Here is a 14,758-nt window from a genome sequence, read left to right on the forward strand (position 1 = left end):
TCGACCTGGCTCTCCCCGCGGGGTAAGGGGCCCCCTTACGCCGGGCGGGTCCAGGTCAGGAGCCGGTGGTGCAGGCCGGTGGAGGACTCCCGCCACTCACCGACGGAGTCGGGTGCACGCCCCACGTCCGGCGCGTGCGTGTCGCCGTCGAAGCGCTCCCGGATCTCGGTGACCACGATCCGGTCCGCGAACGGCAGCGCCGCCTCGTACACCGCCGCGCCGCCGATCACCCACACGTCCCCGGACGCCGCGGCGAGGGCCTGCCGCAGGTCGGGGAACGTCTCGACCCCGTCCTGGGGCGTGTGCGACAGCACGATGTTGCGCCTGCCCGGCAGCGGCCGGAAGCGGGGCGGCAACGACTCCCACGTGCGGCGACCCATGAGCACCGTCGCCCCCGCCGTCAGCGTGCGGAAGTGCTCCATGTCCTCCGGCAGCCGCCACGGCAGGGTGCCGTCACGGCCGATCACGCCGCCCGCCGACTGCGCCCAGACCAGCCCGATCACACCGCCACCGGCGCCTTGATGGCCGGGTGCGGGTCGTAGCCGTGCAGCGCGAAGTGCTCGTAGGTGTAGTCGAACAGGCTCGGCGCAGGCGCCAGGCCCAGCGTGGGGAACGGCCGCGGCTCCCGCGACAGCTGGGTGCGCACCTGCTCCTCGTGGTTGTCGTAGATGTGGCAGTCGCCGCCGGTCCAGACGAAGTCGCCGACCCCGAGGCCCACCTGCGCGGCGATCATGTGCGTCAGGAGGGCGTAGCTGGCGATGTTGAACGGCACGCCGAGGAACAGGTCCGCGCTGCGCTGGTACAGCTGGCAGGAGAGCCTGCCGTCGGCGACGTAGAACTGGAAGAACGCGTGGCACGGCGGCAGCGCCATCCGCGGGATGTCGGCCACGTTCCACGCCGACACCACGATCCGCCGCGAGTCGGGGTTCTCCCGCAGCGCACGCAGCACCTCGCTGATCTGGTCGACGTGCCCGCCGTCCGGCGTGGGCCACGACCGCCACTGCACGCCGTAGACCGGCCCCAGGTCACCGTCGGGCCCCGCCCACTCGTCCCAGATCGTGACGCCGTGCTCCTGCAGCCACGAGACGTTCGCGTCGCCGCGCAGGAACCACAGCAGCTCGTAGGCGATCGAGCGGAAGTGGACCTTCTTCGTGGTGATCAGCGGGAAGCCGTCGGACAGCCGGTACCGCAGCTGGTGGCCGAAGATCGACCGGGTGCCCGTGCCGGTGCGGTCCGCCTTGCGGGCACCCGTGTCGAGCACGTGGCGGAGCACGTCCTCGTACTGCGTGTCCGGCATGCCGCGAGCCTAGACGAGCGGGCCGACGGTCCTCCGGCCACGGACGGGCCCGCGCGACACGTGAGCAGCACCGCACGGTCGCCGCGCTCGCAGTGATGTGCTGCTCGGTTCGATCAGCCGGCCGGGAACGGCCGAGCAGCACGTCACGGTCGTCGCGGCTGCAGGGGTGTGCTGCTCGGCTTGATCACCCGGCCCTGGAGCGGGCCGAGCAGTACCTCTCGGCTGTCCGGGTGGCCCTGGTGTGCGGGTCGGTGCGATCACAGCCGGTCCAGGATCGCGAGGCTCGAGCAGTACCTCACGGCTGTCGCACCTGCAGGGATGTGCTGCTCGGTTCGATCATCCGCTCAGGGGCGGCTCGAGCAGCACGTCACGGTCGTCGCGCCGCGATGATGTGCTGCTGGGTTCGATCATCCGCTCAGGGGTGGCTCGAGCAGCACGTCACGGTCGTCGCGCCGCGATGATGTGCTGCTCGTCCTCCGGGCCGCCCGGGGAGTGGCCCGAGCCGTACCTCTCGGCTGTTCCAGCAGCTCTGGTGCTCGGCTCGGTTCGGTCACGGCCCGGTCCGGGATCGCGAGTGGCCCGACCAGCACGTCACGGTCGACGCGCCCGCGCGGAGGTGCTGCCCGGTTCGGTCACTCGGGGGGAGCGGCCCGAGCGCACTTCACGGGAGGCGCTCCTGCAGCGATGTGTTGCTCGGCTTGATCACCCGTTCGGGAGCGGGCTGAGCAGTACCTCGCGGCTGCCGGGCGGCCCTGGTGTGCGGCTCGGCGCGACCACGGCCCGGGCCGTGGTCGCCACTGCGATGGCGGCGGGTGGCGGGGGGCGGCTTCCCGAGGGGTGAGCAGCGCCGTCCCGGCGGCTCGCACCGGGGGGGCGTGAGCCCAGGTGCCGGCCGCAGTGAGGTGCTGCTCGGTTCGATCAGCTGTCGCCAGCGGGCCGAGCAGCACCTCACGGTTGCAGACCAGCGGTGGCGTGCTCCTCGGATTGATCACCCGCCCCGCAGCGGGCCGGGCAGTACCTCATGGTTGTTCGGGCGGCCCTGGCGTGCGGCTCGGTGCGGTCACGGCCCGCCCGGAACGTCGGTGCGTCGATGGCCGCCGTTGATCCGGGCGGGAGCAGCGCTCGCCGGTAGTCCGTGCCTGGCAGCGTGAGGCTGGGAGGCAGTCTCACGCTGGTGCTGCTCGGTTCGATCAGCCGTCCGTGAGCAGCTCGGAGCAGTACCTCACGGCTGTCGCTCCCGCAGAGGCGTGCCACTCGGTCCGCTCGACGGCCCGGGTGCGGGCTGAGCAGCACTTCGTGGTTGTTCCGGCGGCTCTGGTGTGCGGCTCGGCGCGATCACGGCACTCCGGGCGCGGACGTGGCCCCCCGCGACAAGCGAGCAGCACCGCACGGTCGCCGCGCCCGCTGTGAGGTGCTGCTCGCTTCGGTCAGCCGGCCGGGAACGGGCCGAGCAGCACGTCACGGTCGTCGCGCCTGCAGGGGTTGATCACCCGCCCCGGAGGGGGCCGGGCAGTACCTCGCGGTTGTCGGGCGGCCCTGGAGTGCGGCTCGGCGCTGCCGGCCCCCGGCCGTCCCGGCTGCCTGCCGGGCCGCTCACGCGGGCGGTGGCAGGAGCCCGCGCTGGTAGGCCCGCACCAGGCGGCGGGGGACCAGGTGGCGGCGGCCGGAGACGGTGATCGGCACCAGGTCCGGTGGGGTCGCCCTCCACCGCGCCCGCCGGGTGCGGGTGTTGGACCTCGACGTGCGGCGCTTCGGGACGGCCATCAGTGCTCCTCGTGCTCGGTGTCCGGGCGGCCGGCGGCGGCGAGGTCGGCGGGCGGGTCGCCGCAGGGGTCGGTGTGCCACCAGCCGAAAGGGTCGGGGAGCGCGCGCCAGGCCCGCTCGCCCGCGGCCAGCTCGGCGTCGGTCAGCAGCGCGGCGGCGAGCGCGGCCTCGATGCGGCTCGGGTCCGCGTCGAGGGAGAGCACGGCGACGTCCTGGGAGCGGTCGCCGAACCGCGGGTGCCAGCCGAGCGACGCGAGCGCGCGCCGTTCGGGTCCGGCGGCGGCCCACGCCGCGGGACCGCCCGCGGCCAGCCACTCGCCGGCCTGGCCGATCCGCAGGCCCCCGCCCGCGGACTCCAGCCACAGCACCGACTCGGGGCGGGTGGCGAGCCAGATCCGCCCGCGCGTGCGCAGGACGCCGTCGAGCAGGGCGTCGACCGCGTCGTGCAACCGCGCGGGGTGGAACGGGCGCCGCGCGGAGAACACCGACAGCTGCACGCCGCAGTCGCGCGACAGGGGTGGCTGGCCGCGCAGCAGGGGGTCGTGCACGTCGTCCGGGCGGCCGCGGCGGGCACCGGGCGGGAGGTCGGTGAGGAGCACACGGGCGTCGAGCGCGGCCAGGGACGTGCGGGTGGCGCCCGGCGCGAGGCGCTCCAGCACGGCGTCGGTGCGGGCGAGCTGCCACGCGTCGGCGGTGCCGGTGTGGACGATCAGGTCGGCGAACTCGGCCTGCCCGACGGCGACCTGCGCCACCGTCCGCTCGTCGTCGGGCAGCTCGGCCGCGCCGCGTTCGGCGAGCGTGGCGTCGCCGGTGGCGTCGTCGAGCCAGGTGCCGGTGTCGACGCAGGTGATGACGCCGCGCAGGTCGACGCGCTCGGTGATCGGGGCCCCGTCGACGAGGACGTGCAGCAGCGACCAGCAGACCTGCTCCGGCTCGAGTGCCGGGTCGAGGTGCAGCACGATCCGCCGGGGCCCGTCGGGCTCGCTGAGCAGGTGCAGCTGGGGGAGCAGGTCCTCGCGCAGCGTGCAGGACAGGCAGCCGTGCGCGAGCTGCAGCTCCGTCCAGTCGTCGCGGTCGCGGTGGCGCAGCCTCCGGTGCACCCGCCCCGAGCCGATCTCGCGCAGGTCGTGGTGCAGCACCGCCACGTCCGGGTCGGACGCGCGGATCCGGGCGATCACCGCTTCGGCGCCGGGCGCGTGCAGCCCGCAGAGCACCAGCAGCTCGGGTCGGCTCACGGAATCCCTCCTCGGTCGGGTACGTTGAGCCTAGATGAAAATGAATGTCATTTGTGAGGAGGGTGGGGGATGGCGCGCAACGAGCTGCGTCCGATCGTCCGGCTGAGGTCCACCGCGGGTACCGGCACCACGTACGTCACCCGCAAGAACCGGCGCAACGACCCCGACCGGATGGTCCTGCGCAAGTACGACCCCGCGGTCCGGCGGCACGTCGAGTTCCGGGAGGAGCGCTGATGCGGCCCGCCGCGCGCAGGCCGCTGAAGCGCAAGGTCAACCCGCTGCACGCGAAGGGGATCACCGAGGTCGACTGGAAGGACGTCGCGCTGCTGCGCACGTTCATCTCCGACCGCGGGAAGATCCGCGCCCGGCGCGTGACCGGTCTCACCCCGCAGCAGCAACGTCGGGTGGCCGTCGCGATCCGCAACGCGCGCGAGATGGCGCTGCTGCCCTACCCGCGGGCGGGGAGGAGCTGAGATGTCCCGGCGCTGTCAGCTGACCGGGCGGGAGCCCGGCTTCGGCAGGTCCGTCTCGCACTCCCACCGCCGCACGAGCCGGCGGTGGGACCCGAACATCCAGTCCAGGCGCTACTGGTTCCCCGCGGAGGGGCGGTACGTGCGGCTGCGGCTGTCCACGGGCGCGATCAGGACGATCGACCGGATCGGGGTCGACGCCGCCGTGCGGCTGATCAGGGCGCGCGGGGGGAAGGTCTGATGGCGACGAAAGCGAAGATCGCCCGCAACGAGCACCGCAAGGCCGTGGTGGCGCGCCACGCGGCCCGGCGGGCCGAGCTGAAGGCCGTGATCGCGCGGCCGTCGGCCAACCCCGAGGAGAAGGCCGCCGCGCAGCGCGAGCTCGCCCGCCAGCCGCGGGACGCGAGCGCCACGCGCGTGCGCAACCGCGACTCCGTCGACGGCCGCCCGCGAGGCCACCTGCGTGCCTTCGGGGTGTCGCGCGTGCGGCTGCGCGGGCTCGTGCACGCCGGCTACCTGCCCGGGGTGCGCACGTCCAGCTGGTGAGGAGGTACCCGTTTCCGGCCCTGCCGGAGGGTTGTGTAGCATCGTCTGCGGCCGTGCGGGAGTGACCGCCTGCTCGGTCTGCCGCCCCTTTAGCTCAGTCGGCAGAGCGTCTCCATGGTAAGGAGAAGGTCTACGGTTCGATTCCGTAAAGGGGCTCTGCGGAGCGGCAGGTTCCGGCTCCGCGAAGCGGCGTAGCTCAGTCGGTAGAGCAAGCGGCTCATAATCGCTGTGTCGCCGGTTCAAGTCCGGCCGCCGCTACCAACGCTACGAAGTTCCACGAGACAGCACAGCAGGAGGCACCCGCGATGGCGAAGGCCACGGACGTCCGGCCGAAGATCACGCTGGCGTGCGAGCAGTGCAAGCACCGGAACTACATCACCAAGAAGAACCGGCGCAACGACCCCGACCGGCTCTCCATCAAGAAGTTCTGCCCCAACTGCGGCACGCACCGCGAGCACCGCGAGACCCGCTGAGCGTGCCCGACGCGTCGTTCGTCGGGAAGGCACTGCCTCCGACGGCCCCGTACCGGGTCGGCCGCGAGAAGATCCGGGAGTTCGCCCTCGCCATCGGCGAGGGCGCTTCCGTGTGTCTGGACGTCGACGCGGCACGGGCGGCGGGCCACCCCGACGTCGTCGCCCCGCCCACGTTCGCCGTCACGTTCACGATGCCGGTGATCGAGGCGTTCCTGCGCGACCCCGCCTTCGGCTGGGACTACCTGCGCATGGTCCACGGCGACCAGTCGATCACCCTGCACCGGCCGATCCACGGCGGCGACGACCTGGTCACCACGATCCACGTCGACGACCTCAAGACCCGCGGCGGCAGCCACATGCTGACGCTGCGCTGCGAGGTGGCCGGCACCGGCGGCGAGCCGGTGGCCACCACGCGGCTGCTGCTCGTCACCGCTGCGGAGGAGCAGTCGTGACGGCCGTCGTCGCCGAGGTGGGCACCGAGCTGCCGCCGCTGTCCGTGCGCGTCACCCGCGCCGACCTCGTCCGCTACGCGGGCGCGTCCGGCGACTTCAACCCGATCCACTGGAGCGACCGCGTCGCGGGGTCGGCAGGCCTGCCCGGCGTCATCGCCCACGGGATGCTGACGATGGCGCTGGCCGGTCGGCTCGTCACCGACTGGGCGGGCAGCCCTGCCGCGATGCGCACCTACGGCGTGCGCTTCACCCGGCCCGTCGTGGTGCCCGACGACGACGAGGGCGCGCTGGTCGAGATCAGCGGCAAGGTCACCGCCGTCACGGAGACCGATGGCGGCGAGCGCATCGCCAAGGTCGCCATCACGGCTGCGTTCGAGGGGAAGACCGTGCTCGGGCGCGCCGTCGCCGAGGTGGCCGTCCCCTCCGAGTGAGCCTCCGGTTGCCCTCCGCCGTCGTTGGGTCGATCCTCGGCGAGGTCAACATCGTTTGACCCGGAGGGAGCACGACGTGCAGTTCGGCAAACTCGTGGACAAGGCGTGGGAGGACAAGGCGGCCGCCGAGATCCTCAAGGCGCCGCCGTCAGCGCTGGAAGGGCTCACCGAGAAGCACGACGCGGCCCTGAAGGAGCTCGGCATCAAAACCGTCGGGGACCTCGGCAAGTGGAAGTACGCCACGCGCGCTGCGGCGCTCGTCGCACTCGCCGATCTCGACAAGTGAGGCGCTGACGGGGCTGCCCGGACGGGGCCCCTGCCGGGGCCCGTCCGGCAGCTCCTACTTCGCCTCGGCCAGCAGCGCGCCCATCCGCTCGACGCCGGTGCGCAGGTCGTCGTCGCCGAGCGCGTAGGACAGCCGGAAGAAGCCCGGCGTGCCGAACGCCTCGCCCGGCACCACCGCCACCTCGGCGTGTTCCAGCACCGCGGCGGCCAGCTCCACGCTGGTCTGCGGGCGGGTGCCCCGCAGCTCCTTGCCCAGCAGCGCATGCACGGACGGGTAGGCGTAGAACGCGCCGCGCGGCGTCGGGCACTCGACGCCCGGGATCGCGCGCAGCAGCTCCACCATCGTGCGGCGCCTGCGGTCGAACGCCGTGCGCATCTCGACGACCGCGTCGAGCGGTCCGGTGATCGCCGCGAGCGCGGCCCGCTGCGAGACGTTGGCGACGTTGGACGACAGGTGCGACTGCAGGTTGCCCGCCGCCTTGATCACGTCGGCCGGGCCGGCCAGCCAGCCGACGCGCCAACCGGTCATCGCGTAGGTCTTGGCGACACCGTTGACCACCACGCAGGTGTCGGCGAGCTCGGGCACGACCACCGGCATCGACACCGCCTCGGCGCCGTCGTAGACGAGGTGCTCGTAGATCTCGTCGGTGATCACCCAGATCCCGTGCTCGACGGCCCAGCGCCCCACCGCCTCGGTGAGCTCACGCGACGCCACCGCCCCCGTGGGGTTCGACGGCGAGCACCACAGCAGCACCTTCGTGCGGTCCGTGCGCGCCTCCTCGAGCTGCTCCACCGACGGCAGGTAGTCGGCCTCGGGCCCGCACACCACCGGCACCGCCACCCCGCCCGCGAGCGCGACGGCCTCCGGGTAGGTGGTCCAGTACGGCGTGGGGAGCAGCACCTCGTCGCCGGGGTCGACCAGGGTGGCGAACGCCTGGTAGACGGCCTGCTTGCCCCCGTTCGTCACGAGCACCTGCGACGGTGCGATCTCGAGGCCGGAGTCCCTGCGGGTCTTCTCGGCGATCGCCTCCCGCAACTCCGGCAGGCCGGCGGCCGGCGTGTAGCGGTGGTTGCGCGGGTCGGTGCAGGCCGCCTCGGCCGCGGCCACGACGGGAGCGGGCGTCGGGAAGTCCGGCTCACCGGCACCGAAGCCGATGACGGGCCGGCCCGCCGCCTTCAGCGCCTTCGCCTTCGCGTCCACGGCCATCGTCGCCGACTCGGCGATCCCCGCGATACGGGCGGAGATGCGGCGGGAACTGGGGACCGTGCTGGTCGAGGTGCTGGCAGCCATGGCAGCATCCTCCCCCAGCGGGTCGTGCTCGGACCTGGTGCCCCACCGGAGGGTGTGCGGTGACGGGCGCTCGTACGGGGTGCCGTACACTCGACCTGCTGGGTGTGCCGCTCCGCGGTGCACTCCTCCGTCCACAGGCCGAGGCCTCGGGCGGAGCTGGTCTAGGGGCGTAGCTCAATTGGCAGAGCAGCGGTCTCCAAAACCGCAGGTTGCAGGTTCAAGTCCTGTCGCCCCTGCCACTGCAGGAAGTGCTGGATCGGAGTATGGACGAACGGCGGCTGGGCCGCGGGTGAGCTGGAGGATGCGCGTTGACTGAGGAACGCGAGGCGAGCGGTAACGGGCGGGAGCGCCCGAGCACCGCCGCCGACCGTCGGGGTCGGCGCTCCGGTCCTGCGCCCAGCGGTGACACTCGCGGTGGGCGGGCAGCGGTCCGCGAGGCCCGCCCGGCGCGCGTATCGCTGTTCGGCAAGCTCGCCCGGTTCCTGCGCGAGGTGGTCGCGGAGCTGCGGAAGGTCATCTGGCCGTCCCGCAAGCAGCTGGTCACCTACACGATCGTCGTGCTGGTCTTCGTGTCGTTCATGGTCGCGCTGGTCTGGCTGCTGGACTTCGTGTTCGCGCAGGGTGTGCTGTACCTGTTCGGCACGTGACCCGGGCCACCATGCACGACACGGACGAAGGAAGCGAGAGGCACGTGACCGAGCGCGAGGCTGACCGGCTCGATGGCGCGGCGGAGGCCGTGGACGCCGTCGAGGAGCCGGCCGTGGACGCCGACGCCGAGTTCGCGGCCGAGGACGACACCGCCGGAGCCGACGAGATCGACGGCACCGACACCGACGCCACCGACGAAGACGCCGACGACGACACCGACGCCGCCGAAGACGCCGAGTCCGACGAGGCCGCCGACGGCGAGTCCGCCGAGGGCGAGGCGGAGGACGACGCCGAGGTCGACCCGGTGGAGGAGATGCGTGCCGCCCTGCGGCGCGCCCCGGGCGACTGGTACGTCGTGCACTCCTACGCGGGCTACGAGAACAAGGTCAAGAGCAACCTCGAGACCCGCATCCAGACCCTCGACGTCGAGGACTACATCTACCAGGTCGAGGTGCCCACCGAAGAGGTCACCGAGATCAAGAACGGGCAGCGCAAGCAGGTGCAGCGCAAGGTGCTGCCCGGCTACATCCTCGTGCGGATGGAGCTCAACGACCAGTCGTGGGGCGCGGTCCGCAACACGCCGGGCGTCACCGGCTTCGTGGGCGCCACGTCGCGCCCGTCGCCGCTGTCGCACGACGACGTCATCAAGTTCCTGCTCCCGAAGACCGAGCCCAAGCAGGCTGCGGCCGCGGCTGCAGGCGGCGGCAAGTCCGACGCCGCTTCCGGTGCGCAGGGCAAGTCGGCCGTCGAGGTGGACTTCGAGGTCGGCGAGTCGGTCACCGTGATGGACGGCCCGTTCGCCACGCTCCCGGCCACCATCAACGAGGTCAACATCGACGCGCAGAAGCTCAAGGTCCTCGTGTCCATCTTCGGTCGCGAGACCCCCGTCGAGCTGGCGTTCAGCCAGGTCTCGAAGATCTGACCCCGGCCGCGGAAGGCAGGTCCGCGGCGCGCAGGAAAACCACGACAGGGAATAGACATGCCTCCCAAGAAGCGGAAGCTCTCCGCGATCATCAAGCTCCAGATCAAGGCGGGCGCCGCGACGCCCGCCCCGCCGGTCGGCCCCGCGCTCGGCCAGCACGGCGTCAACATCATGGAGTTCTGCAAGGCCTACAACGCCGCCACGGAGTCGCAGCGCGGCGACGTGGTGCCCGTCGAGATCTCGGTGTACGAGGACCGCTCGTTCACCTTCGAGCTCAAGACGCCGCCTGCGGCCAGGCTGCTGCTGAAGGCCGCCGGTGTGGAGAAGGGCAGCGGGGAGCCGCACAAGACCAAGGTCGCGTCCGTGACCATGGACCAGGTGCGGCAGATCGCGCAGACCAAGATGCGCGACCTCAACGCCAACGACATCGACCAGGCGGCCAAGATCATCGCCGGCACCGCGCGGTCGATGGGCATCACGGTCGACGGCTGAGCGTTACACCACCTGACAGCGTGGGAGAGCCGGGCGCGGCTCGCACCACGACCCTCGAACAACAGAGGACAGCAATGGCACAGCGCAGCAAGGTCTACCGCCAGGCCGCCGAGAAGATCGAGCCCGGGCGTGTCTACACCCCGCTCGAGGCCGCGGCACTGGCGAAGGAGACCGCCAGCAAGAAGATGGACGCCACCGTGGAGGTGGCGATGCGCCTCGGGGTCGACCCCCGCAAGGCCGACCAGATGGTCCGCGGCACCGTGAACCTGCCTCACGGCACCGGCAAGACGGCGCGCGTCATCGTGTTCGCCACCGGTGACAAGGCCGCGGAGGCCGAGGCCGCAGGAGCCGACGTGGTGGGCTCCGACGACCTCATCGAGCGCATCCAGGGCGGCTGGCTGGAGTTCGACGCGGCGATCGCCACGCCCGACCAGATGGCGAAGGTCGGCCGGATCGCCCGCATCCTGGGCCCGCGCGGTCTGATGCCGAACCCGAAGACCGGCACCGTCACCCCGGACGTCACGAAGGCCATCCAGGACATCAAGGGCGGTAAGATCAACTTCCGGGTCGACAAGCAGGCCAACCTGCACATCGTCATCGGCAAGGCCTCGTTCGACACCGAGAAGCTGGTGGAGAACTACGGCGCCGCCCTCGACGAGATCCTGCGGGCCAAGCCGTCGGCCGCGAAGGGCCGGTACCTGAAGAAGGTCACGATCTCCACGACCACGGGCCCCGGTATCCCGGTCGACCCGAACCGCACCCGCAACCTGCTGGTGGACGAGACGGCCTCGGCCTGATCGACCGACTCCCCGAAGCCCTCCGGCGCCACGAGCGCCGGGGGGCTTCGTCGTGTGCGGGAGAGGCCCCGGAAGTTCAGGAAAGCCACATTCAAGGCCGGTGCGGCCCTGAATGTGGCTTTCCTGAACTTCGAGGAGGCCTCAGGCGCGCGACCAGTCCGCCAGCACCTGGTCCACCGGCTCCGGGTCCGCGGGCGGCCCGGGCACGACGGGCGCCGTGCGGGAGAACCTCGGCGCGGGGGCGGCCTGCGGCACGCCGTCGCGCTCGACGACCGTGGCCCGGGCGGCGATGTGCGGATGCCGCGGCACCTCGCCGAAGGCGAGCACCGGGGTGACGCACGCGTCGGTGCCGGTGAACACCTCCGCCCACTCGTCCCGGGTGCGCGAGGCGAACACCTCGGTGAACCGGGCCCGCAGCGTGGGCCAGCCGGAGCGGTCGTACTGCTCGGGCAGCTCCTCGCCGTCCAGGCCGAGGCCGGTGAGGAGCGCGGCGTAGAACTGCGGCTCGAGCGCTCCCACCGCGACGTGCCGGCCGTCGGCGCAGGTGTAGGTGTCGTAGAAGGGCGAGTGGCCGTCGAGCACGTTCTCCTCGCGCCGGTCGGTCCACATGCCCTGGCCGAGCAGCCCCCACACCATCTGCACGAGCAGCGATGCGCCGTCGACCATCGCGGCGTCGACGACCTGCCCCTGGCCGGAGCGCTGCGCCTCCCAGAGTGCGGCCAGCACGCCGACGACGAGCAGCATGGACCCGCCACCGAAGTCGCCGACGAGGTTGAGCGGGGGCACCGGGCGTTCGCCCGCGCGGCCGATGGCGTGCAGGGCGCCGGTGAGCGAGATGTAGTTGATGTCGTGGCCCGCACGGGCGGCGAGCGGGCCCTCCTGGCCCCAGCCGGTCATGCGGGCGTAGACGAGGCGCGGGTTGCGGGCGTGGCAGTCGGCCGGGCCCACGCCGAGCCGCTCGGTGACGCCGGGCCGGTAGCCCTCCAGCAGGACGTCGGCGTGCTCGACGAGCCGCAGCACCGCTTCCCGGCCGGCCGGATCCTTCAGGTCGGCCGCCACGCGTCGCCTGCCGCGCAGGGTGGGGTCGGGCGCGTCCGGCGATCCGAGTTGCAGGCCGCCGGACGGGCGGTCGATGCGCACGACCTCCGCTCCGAGATCGGCGAGCACCATCGCGGCGTGCGGCCCCGGGCCGATGCCGGCGAGCTCCACGACCTTCAACCCGGCCAACGGTCCTGTGTTCACGGTCCTCCGATCCGCCGGCTCCCCGCGGGCCGACCGGAGGCACCCTACCTGCGCGTCAGGCCACCGCGACCGGGTCGCCGTCCACCCCGCCGCCCGGGCGGTCGAGGTCGGCCCACGCCCCGGCGAGCCGGTCGAGTGCCTCGTCCATCCGCTCCTGCGGCAAGGTGAAAGGCAGCCGCAGGTACCGCTCGAACGCCCCGTCCAGCCCGAACCGGGGCCCGGCCGCGAGCAGCACGTCGCGCCGCCGGGCGGCGCCGGCCAGGCGGCTGGACTCGGCCCGGCCGAGGTCGACCCACAGGCTCAGCCCGCCCCCGGGCCGGGACGGCCGCCAGCCCGGGAAGGTCCGGGCGATGCGGTCGAGCAGGTGGTCGCGGGCGGCGAGCAGGTCGCTCCGGACGGCCGTGGTGATCTCCTCGTGGTGGGCGAGCAGCCGGGCGACGACGAGCTGTTCGAGCACCGGGCCGCCGAGGTCCACGCCCGCGCGGGCGGCGGCCAGCCTGCGCACCATCGCCGCGGACGTGCGGATCCAGCCGATCCGCAGGCCGCCCCAGAACGTCTTGCTCGCCGACCCGATGCTGAGCACGAGCGGGGACTCGGCGCCGCCGTGCGCGGCCACGGGCAGCTCGGGCGGGTTCTCCAGGGCGAGATCGGCGAGCGTCTCGTCGACGAGGAGCGTGGTGCCGGTGCGCCGGGCGAGATCGACCAGCCGGGCTCGATCGGCGCCGTCGAGCAGTGCGCCGGTGGGGTTCTGGAAGTCGGGGATGACGTACGCGAGCCGCGGTGCGGCGTCCCGGACCGCCGAGGTCAGCAGGTCGAGGTCCCACCTGCTGCCACCGACCCCGTCGGGCGCCATCGGCACCGGGACGGGGCGGGTGCCGCGCGCGGTCACCGCGGTGATGGCGTTCGGGTAGGTCGGGTGCTCGACGAGCACGCGGTCGCCGGGCCCGGCCAGCACCATCAGGGCCAGGTGGATCCCGTGCACGCCGCCCGCGGTGACCAGCACCTGGTCGGGTGTGGTGGGGAGGCCACGGGCGGTGTAGCGGTCGGCGATCGCGGCCCGCAGAGCAGGCTGGCCGCTCAGGTCGTAGCCGTGCCCGGCCAGCAGCGCGTCGAGGTCGTGCACGGCCGCCGCGGCCGCCGTCCGCACCGGCCCGCGGGGTGCGGGGAGCGCGGCATGGGCCAGGTCGTACAGCGGGCTGCCGCCGAGCGGCGAGAACGGCGACGGGCTCGTGCCGTTCGCCTGCGCGGGCGGGAGCCGGGTCCAGCTCCCGGCGCCGCGCCTGCTGCGCAGCACGCCGGCGCTGCGCAGGGCCTCGTAGGCGCCGGCCACGGTGGTGCGGCTGACGGCGAGGGCCGCCGCGAGCTCGCGCTCCGCGGGCAGGCGCGTCTCCAGGGGCAGCCGGCCGTCGAGTACCAGCAACCGGATCCGGTCCGCCAGCGCCTCGGCCAGGCCCCTGCCGTCGGGCGGGCGCCAGTCGCCGAGGAGCCGGGCGAAGCTGGGCGCCCCGATGCGCCGTTCGATGCCGGCGAGGCTCATGTGGTCCACTCTCCCCGATTGGCCTGGTACGAGCAGGCCAATCGTAGGAGTGTGGGTCAGCTGGAGGTGGCGGCGGGCGTCCACTCCCACTGACCCCGGGTCAGAACCTCGACGGGGTGCCCGCCGGGGTCGCGGCGCTCGGCGCTGTAGGCGTAGCGACCGGCCTGCCAGCCCTCCTTCGCCGCCACGGCGGTGAGGTACGAGCCGGCCCACCGCTGCCACTCCCCGGCATCCGCGGGAGGCGGGTCCGGCGCCTCGCAGGCCACGTCCATGAACGGGTGGAAGGTGCCGCGCAGGCCGGTCCACATGCTGACGTCGAGCCACACCGTATCCACAGTGGAGGATCGGCCGGCTCCGGACGGCCCAACCGCAGCTTCACCTCAACGAGCTACGCGCTCAGGAGATCGGTGCGGCCCGCCGCCTCGAGCTGCTCGCGATACGGGCCGAACATGCCCTTCGCCATCGGCAGCACCGTGAGCAGCTTCGCGACCGGACCCTTGGCCCGCACCTGCCCCTTCGCGAGCGCGACGGGGAGGATCACCTTGCCGAGCCAGAACCGGTTGCCGGTGTCGGCGGTCATGAACAGCTCGACGTTGGGGTCCGGGCCGTTGCCCGCGCCCTCGTGGAGCTGGGCGTTCGGCATGTCGACCGTCAGCACGGCGTCCGGGTCGGTGTAGGTGATCCGCAGGACGATCCCGGTGGGCCGCAGCTTCTCGACCAGCGCCGGGTCCTGCATGCCCCGCCGGAAGATCCCACCGAGGTACTCGTAGACCTCCGCCTCGTCGCGAAACGCCGCCACCGCACGTCCTCCCTCGTCGCCGATGGCGGGAGTCTCGCCGACCGCGGGAACGGGGGCGACCCCACGATCGGGCCACG

At 72.9% G+C, this 14,758-nt stretch carries 21 protein-coding genes and 3 tRNA genes; 15 read left to right on the top strand and 9 right to left on the bottom strand.

All coding sequences use genetic code 11. The features are described 5' to 3' along the window. Nucleotides 1–35: 35 nt before the first annotated feature. The 4 genes from ACFPL3_RS01510 to mrf form a co-directional block, all read right to left on the bottom strand. A complete protein-coding gene (locus ACFPL3_RS01510; protein ID WP_343941419.1) occupies nt 36–503 on the bottom strand; it encodes a dihydrofolate reductase in 468 nt (155 codons plus the stop codon). Then, a complete protein-coding gene (locus tag ACFPL3_RS01515) occupies nt 500–1,297 on the bottom strand; it encodes a thymidylate synthase (protein ID WP_343941418.1) in 798 nt (265 codons plus the stop codon). The genes ACFPL3_RS01510 and ACFPL3_RS01515 overlap by 4 nt, the downstream gene beginning before the upstream one ends. Nucleotides 1,298–2,890: 1,593 nt before the next feature. Then, on the bottom strand, nt 2,891–3,061 hold the full coding sequence (rpmF, locus tag ACFPL3_RS01520; RefSeq protein WP_343941417.1) for a 50S ribosomal protein L32: 171 nt from the start codon (nt 3,059–3,061) through the stop codon (nt 2,891–2,893). Beyond that, nucleotides 3,061–4,296, bottom strand: coding sequence for a ribosome hibernation factor-recruiting GTPase MRF (gene mrf / locus ACFPL3_RS01525; RefSeq protein WP_343941416.1), 1,236 nt, complete (start codon nt 4,294–4,296; stop codon nt 3,061–3,063). The genes rpmF and mrf overlap by 1 nt, the downstream gene beginning before the upstream one ends. A 69-nt stretch (nt 4,297–4,365) precedes the next feature. Between mrf and rpmG (ACFPL3_RS01530) the strand changes: the two genes are divergently transcribed. The 10 genes from rpmG (ACFPL3_RS01530) (at nt 4,366) to ACFPL3_RS01575 (ending at nt 6,954) form a co-directional block, all read left to right on the top strand. Continuing rightward, nucleotides 4,366–4,530 (top strand): 50S ribosomal protein L33, encoded by a 165-nt coding sequence (rpmG, locus tag ACFPL3_RS01530; protein WP_343941415.1) that lies wholly within the window; start codon nt 4,366–4,368, stop codon nt 4,528–4,530. Continuing rightward, complete coding sequence (rpsR, locus tag ACFPL3_RS01535; protein ID WP_343941414.1) at nt 4,530–4,769, top strand: 30S ribosomal protein S18; 240 nt, start codon at nt 4,530–4,532, stop codon at nt 4,767–4,769. The genes rpmG (ACFPL3_RS01530) and rpsR overlap by 1 nt, the downstream gene beginning before the upstream one ends. A 1-nt stretch (nt 4,770) precedes the next feature. Continuing rightward, a complete protein-coding gene (rpmB, locus tag ACFPL3_RS01540; protein WP_343941413.1) occupies nt 4,771–5,007 on the top strand; it encodes a 50S ribosomal protein L28 in 237 nt (78 codons plus the stop codon). Continuing rightward, nucleotides 5,007–5,312 (top strand): 30S ribosomal protein S14, encoded by a 306-nt coding sequence (rpsN, locus tag ACFPL3_RS01545; protein WP_343941412.1) that lies wholly within the window; start codon nt 5,007–5,009, stop codon nt 5,310–5,312. Before rpmB ends, rpsN begins: the two co-directional genes overlap by 1 nt. Before the next feature lie 83 nt (nt 5,313–5,395). Continuing rightward, nucleotides 5,396–5,468 (top strand) — tRNA-Thr (locus ACFPL3_RS01550). Nucleotides 5,469–5,497: 29 nt separating this feature from the next. Then, nucleotides 5,498–5,573 (top strand) — tRNA-Met (locus tag ACFPL3_RS01555). Between the two features lie 44 nt (nt 5,574–5,617). Further along, a complete protein-coding gene (gene rpmG, locus ACFPL3_RS01560) occupies nt 5,618–5,785 on the top strand; it encodes a 50S ribosomal protein L33 (protein WP_343941411.1) in 168 nt (55 codons plus the stop codon). 2 nt (nt 5,786–5,787) lie between these two features. Then, nucleotides 5,788–6,237 carry an FAS1-like dehydratase domain-containing protein gene (locus ACFPL3_RS01565; protein ID WP_343941410.1) on the top strand — a complete coding sequence of 150 codons (450 nt, stop codon included), beginning with the start codon at nt 5,788–5,790 and terminating at the stop codon, nt 6,235–6,237. Next, nucleotides 6,234–6,668: a MaoC family dehydratase gene (locus ACFPL3_RS01570; protein WP_343941409.1), complete on the top strand. Its 435-nt coding sequence runs from the start codon at nt 6,234–6,236 to the stop codon at nt 6,666–6,668. Before ACFPL3_RS01565 ends, ACFPL3_RS01570 begins: the two co-directional genes overlap by 4 nt. A 76-nt stretch (nt 6,669–6,744) precedes the next feature. Then, entirely contained in the window at nt 6,745–6,954 is a 210-nt protein-coding gene (locus ACFPL3_RS01575; RefSeq protein ID WP_343941408.1) for a hypothetical protein, read from the top strand. A 54-nt stretch (nt 6,955–7,008) separates the two neighbouring features. On the opposite strand, the gene ACFPL3_RS01580 is transcribed toward ACFPL3_RS01575, so the two are convergent. Next, a complete protein-coding gene (locus tag ACFPL3_RS01580; RefSeq protein WP_343941407.1) occupies nt 7,009–8,244 on the bottom strand; it encodes a pyridoxal phosphate-dependent aminotransferase in 1,236 nt (411 codons plus the stop codon). A gap of 163 nt (nt 8,245–8,407) precedes the next feature. On the opposite strand from ACFPL3_RS01580, the gene ACFPL3_RS01585 reads away from it, so the two are divergent. The 5 genes from ACFPL3_RS01585 (at nt 8,408) to rplA (ending at nt 11,103) form a co-directional block, all read left to right on the top strand. Further along, nucleotides 8,408–8,483: transfer RNA gene (locus ACFPL3_RS01585), tRNA-Trp, on the top strand. 69 nt (nt 8,484–8,552) lie between these two features. Further along, the gene (secE, locus tag ACFPL3_RS01590; RefSeq protein ID WP_343941406.1) at nt 8,553–8,891 is read left to right on the top strand and encodes a preprotein translocase subunit SecE; all 339 of its coding nucleotides are present in this window, start codon (nt 8,553–8,555) and stop codon (nt 8,889–8,891) included. A gap of 11 nt (nt 8,892–8,902) precedes the next feature. After that, nucleotides 8,903–9,814, top strand: a complete 912-nt coding sequence (nusG, locus tag ACFPL3_RS01595; RefSeq protein WP_379588346.1) for a transcription termination/antitermination protein NusG — start codon at nt 8,903–8,905, stop codon at nt 9,812–9,814. A gap of 57 nt (nt 9,815–9,871) precedes the next feature. After that, a complete protein-coding gene (rplK, locus tag ACFPL3_RS01600; protein WP_343941404.1) occupies nt 9,872–10,306 on the top strand; it encodes a 50S ribosomal protein L11 in 435 nt (144 codons plus the stop codon). 74 nt (nt 10,307–10,380) lie between these two features. Then, nucleotides 10,381–11,103, top strand: coding sequence for a 50S ribosomal protein L1 (gene rplA / locus ACFPL3_RS01605; protein ID WP_343941403.1), 723 nt, complete (start codon nt 10,381–10,383; stop codon nt 11,101–11,103). A gap of 141 nt (nt 11,104–11,244) precedes the next feature. Here rplA and ACFPL3_RS01610 read toward each other — a convergent pair whose 3' ends face one another. From ACFPL3_RS01610 to ACFPL3_RS01625, 4 genes are all read right to left on the bottom strand, one after another. Beyond that, nucleotides 11,245–12,345 (bottom strand): CaiB/BaiF CoA transferase family protein, encoded by a 1,101-nt coding sequence (locus ACFPL3_RS01610; RefSeq protein ID WP_343941402.1) that lies wholly within the window; start codon nt 12,343–12,345, stop codon nt 11,245–11,247. A gap of 55 nt (nt 12,346–12,400) precedes the next feature. Beyond that, on the bottom strand, nt 12,401–13,882 hold the full coding sequence (yczR, locus tag ACFPL3_RS01615; RefSeq protein ID WP_343941401.1) for a MocR-like transcription factor YczR: 1,482 nt from the start codon (nt 13,880–13,882) through the stop codon (nt 12,401–12,403). A 56-nt stretch (nt 13,883–13,938) separates the two neighbouring features. Continuing rightward, nucleotides 13,939–14,208 carry a hypothetical protein gene (locus ACFPL3_RS01620; protein WP_343941400.1) on the bottom strand — a complete coding sequence of 90 codons (270 nt, stop codon included), beginning with the start codon at nt 14,206–14,208 and terminating at the stop codon, nt 13,939–13,941. A gap of 62 nt (nt 14,209–14,270) precedes the next feature. Next, complete coding sequence (locus ACFPL3_RS01625; RefSeq protein WP_343941399.1) at nt 14,271–14,681, bottom strand: sterol carrier protein; 411 nt, start codon at nt 14,679–14,681, stop codon at nt 14,271–14,273. Between the last annotated feature and the right edge of the window lie 77 nt (nt 14,682–14,758).

Origin of the sequence: Pseudonocardia zijingensis (assembly GCF_042657305.1) — a bacterium.
GTDB lineage: Bacteria > Actinomycetota > Actinomycetes > Mycobacteriales > Pseudonocardiaceae > Pseudonocardia > Pseudonocardia zijingensis.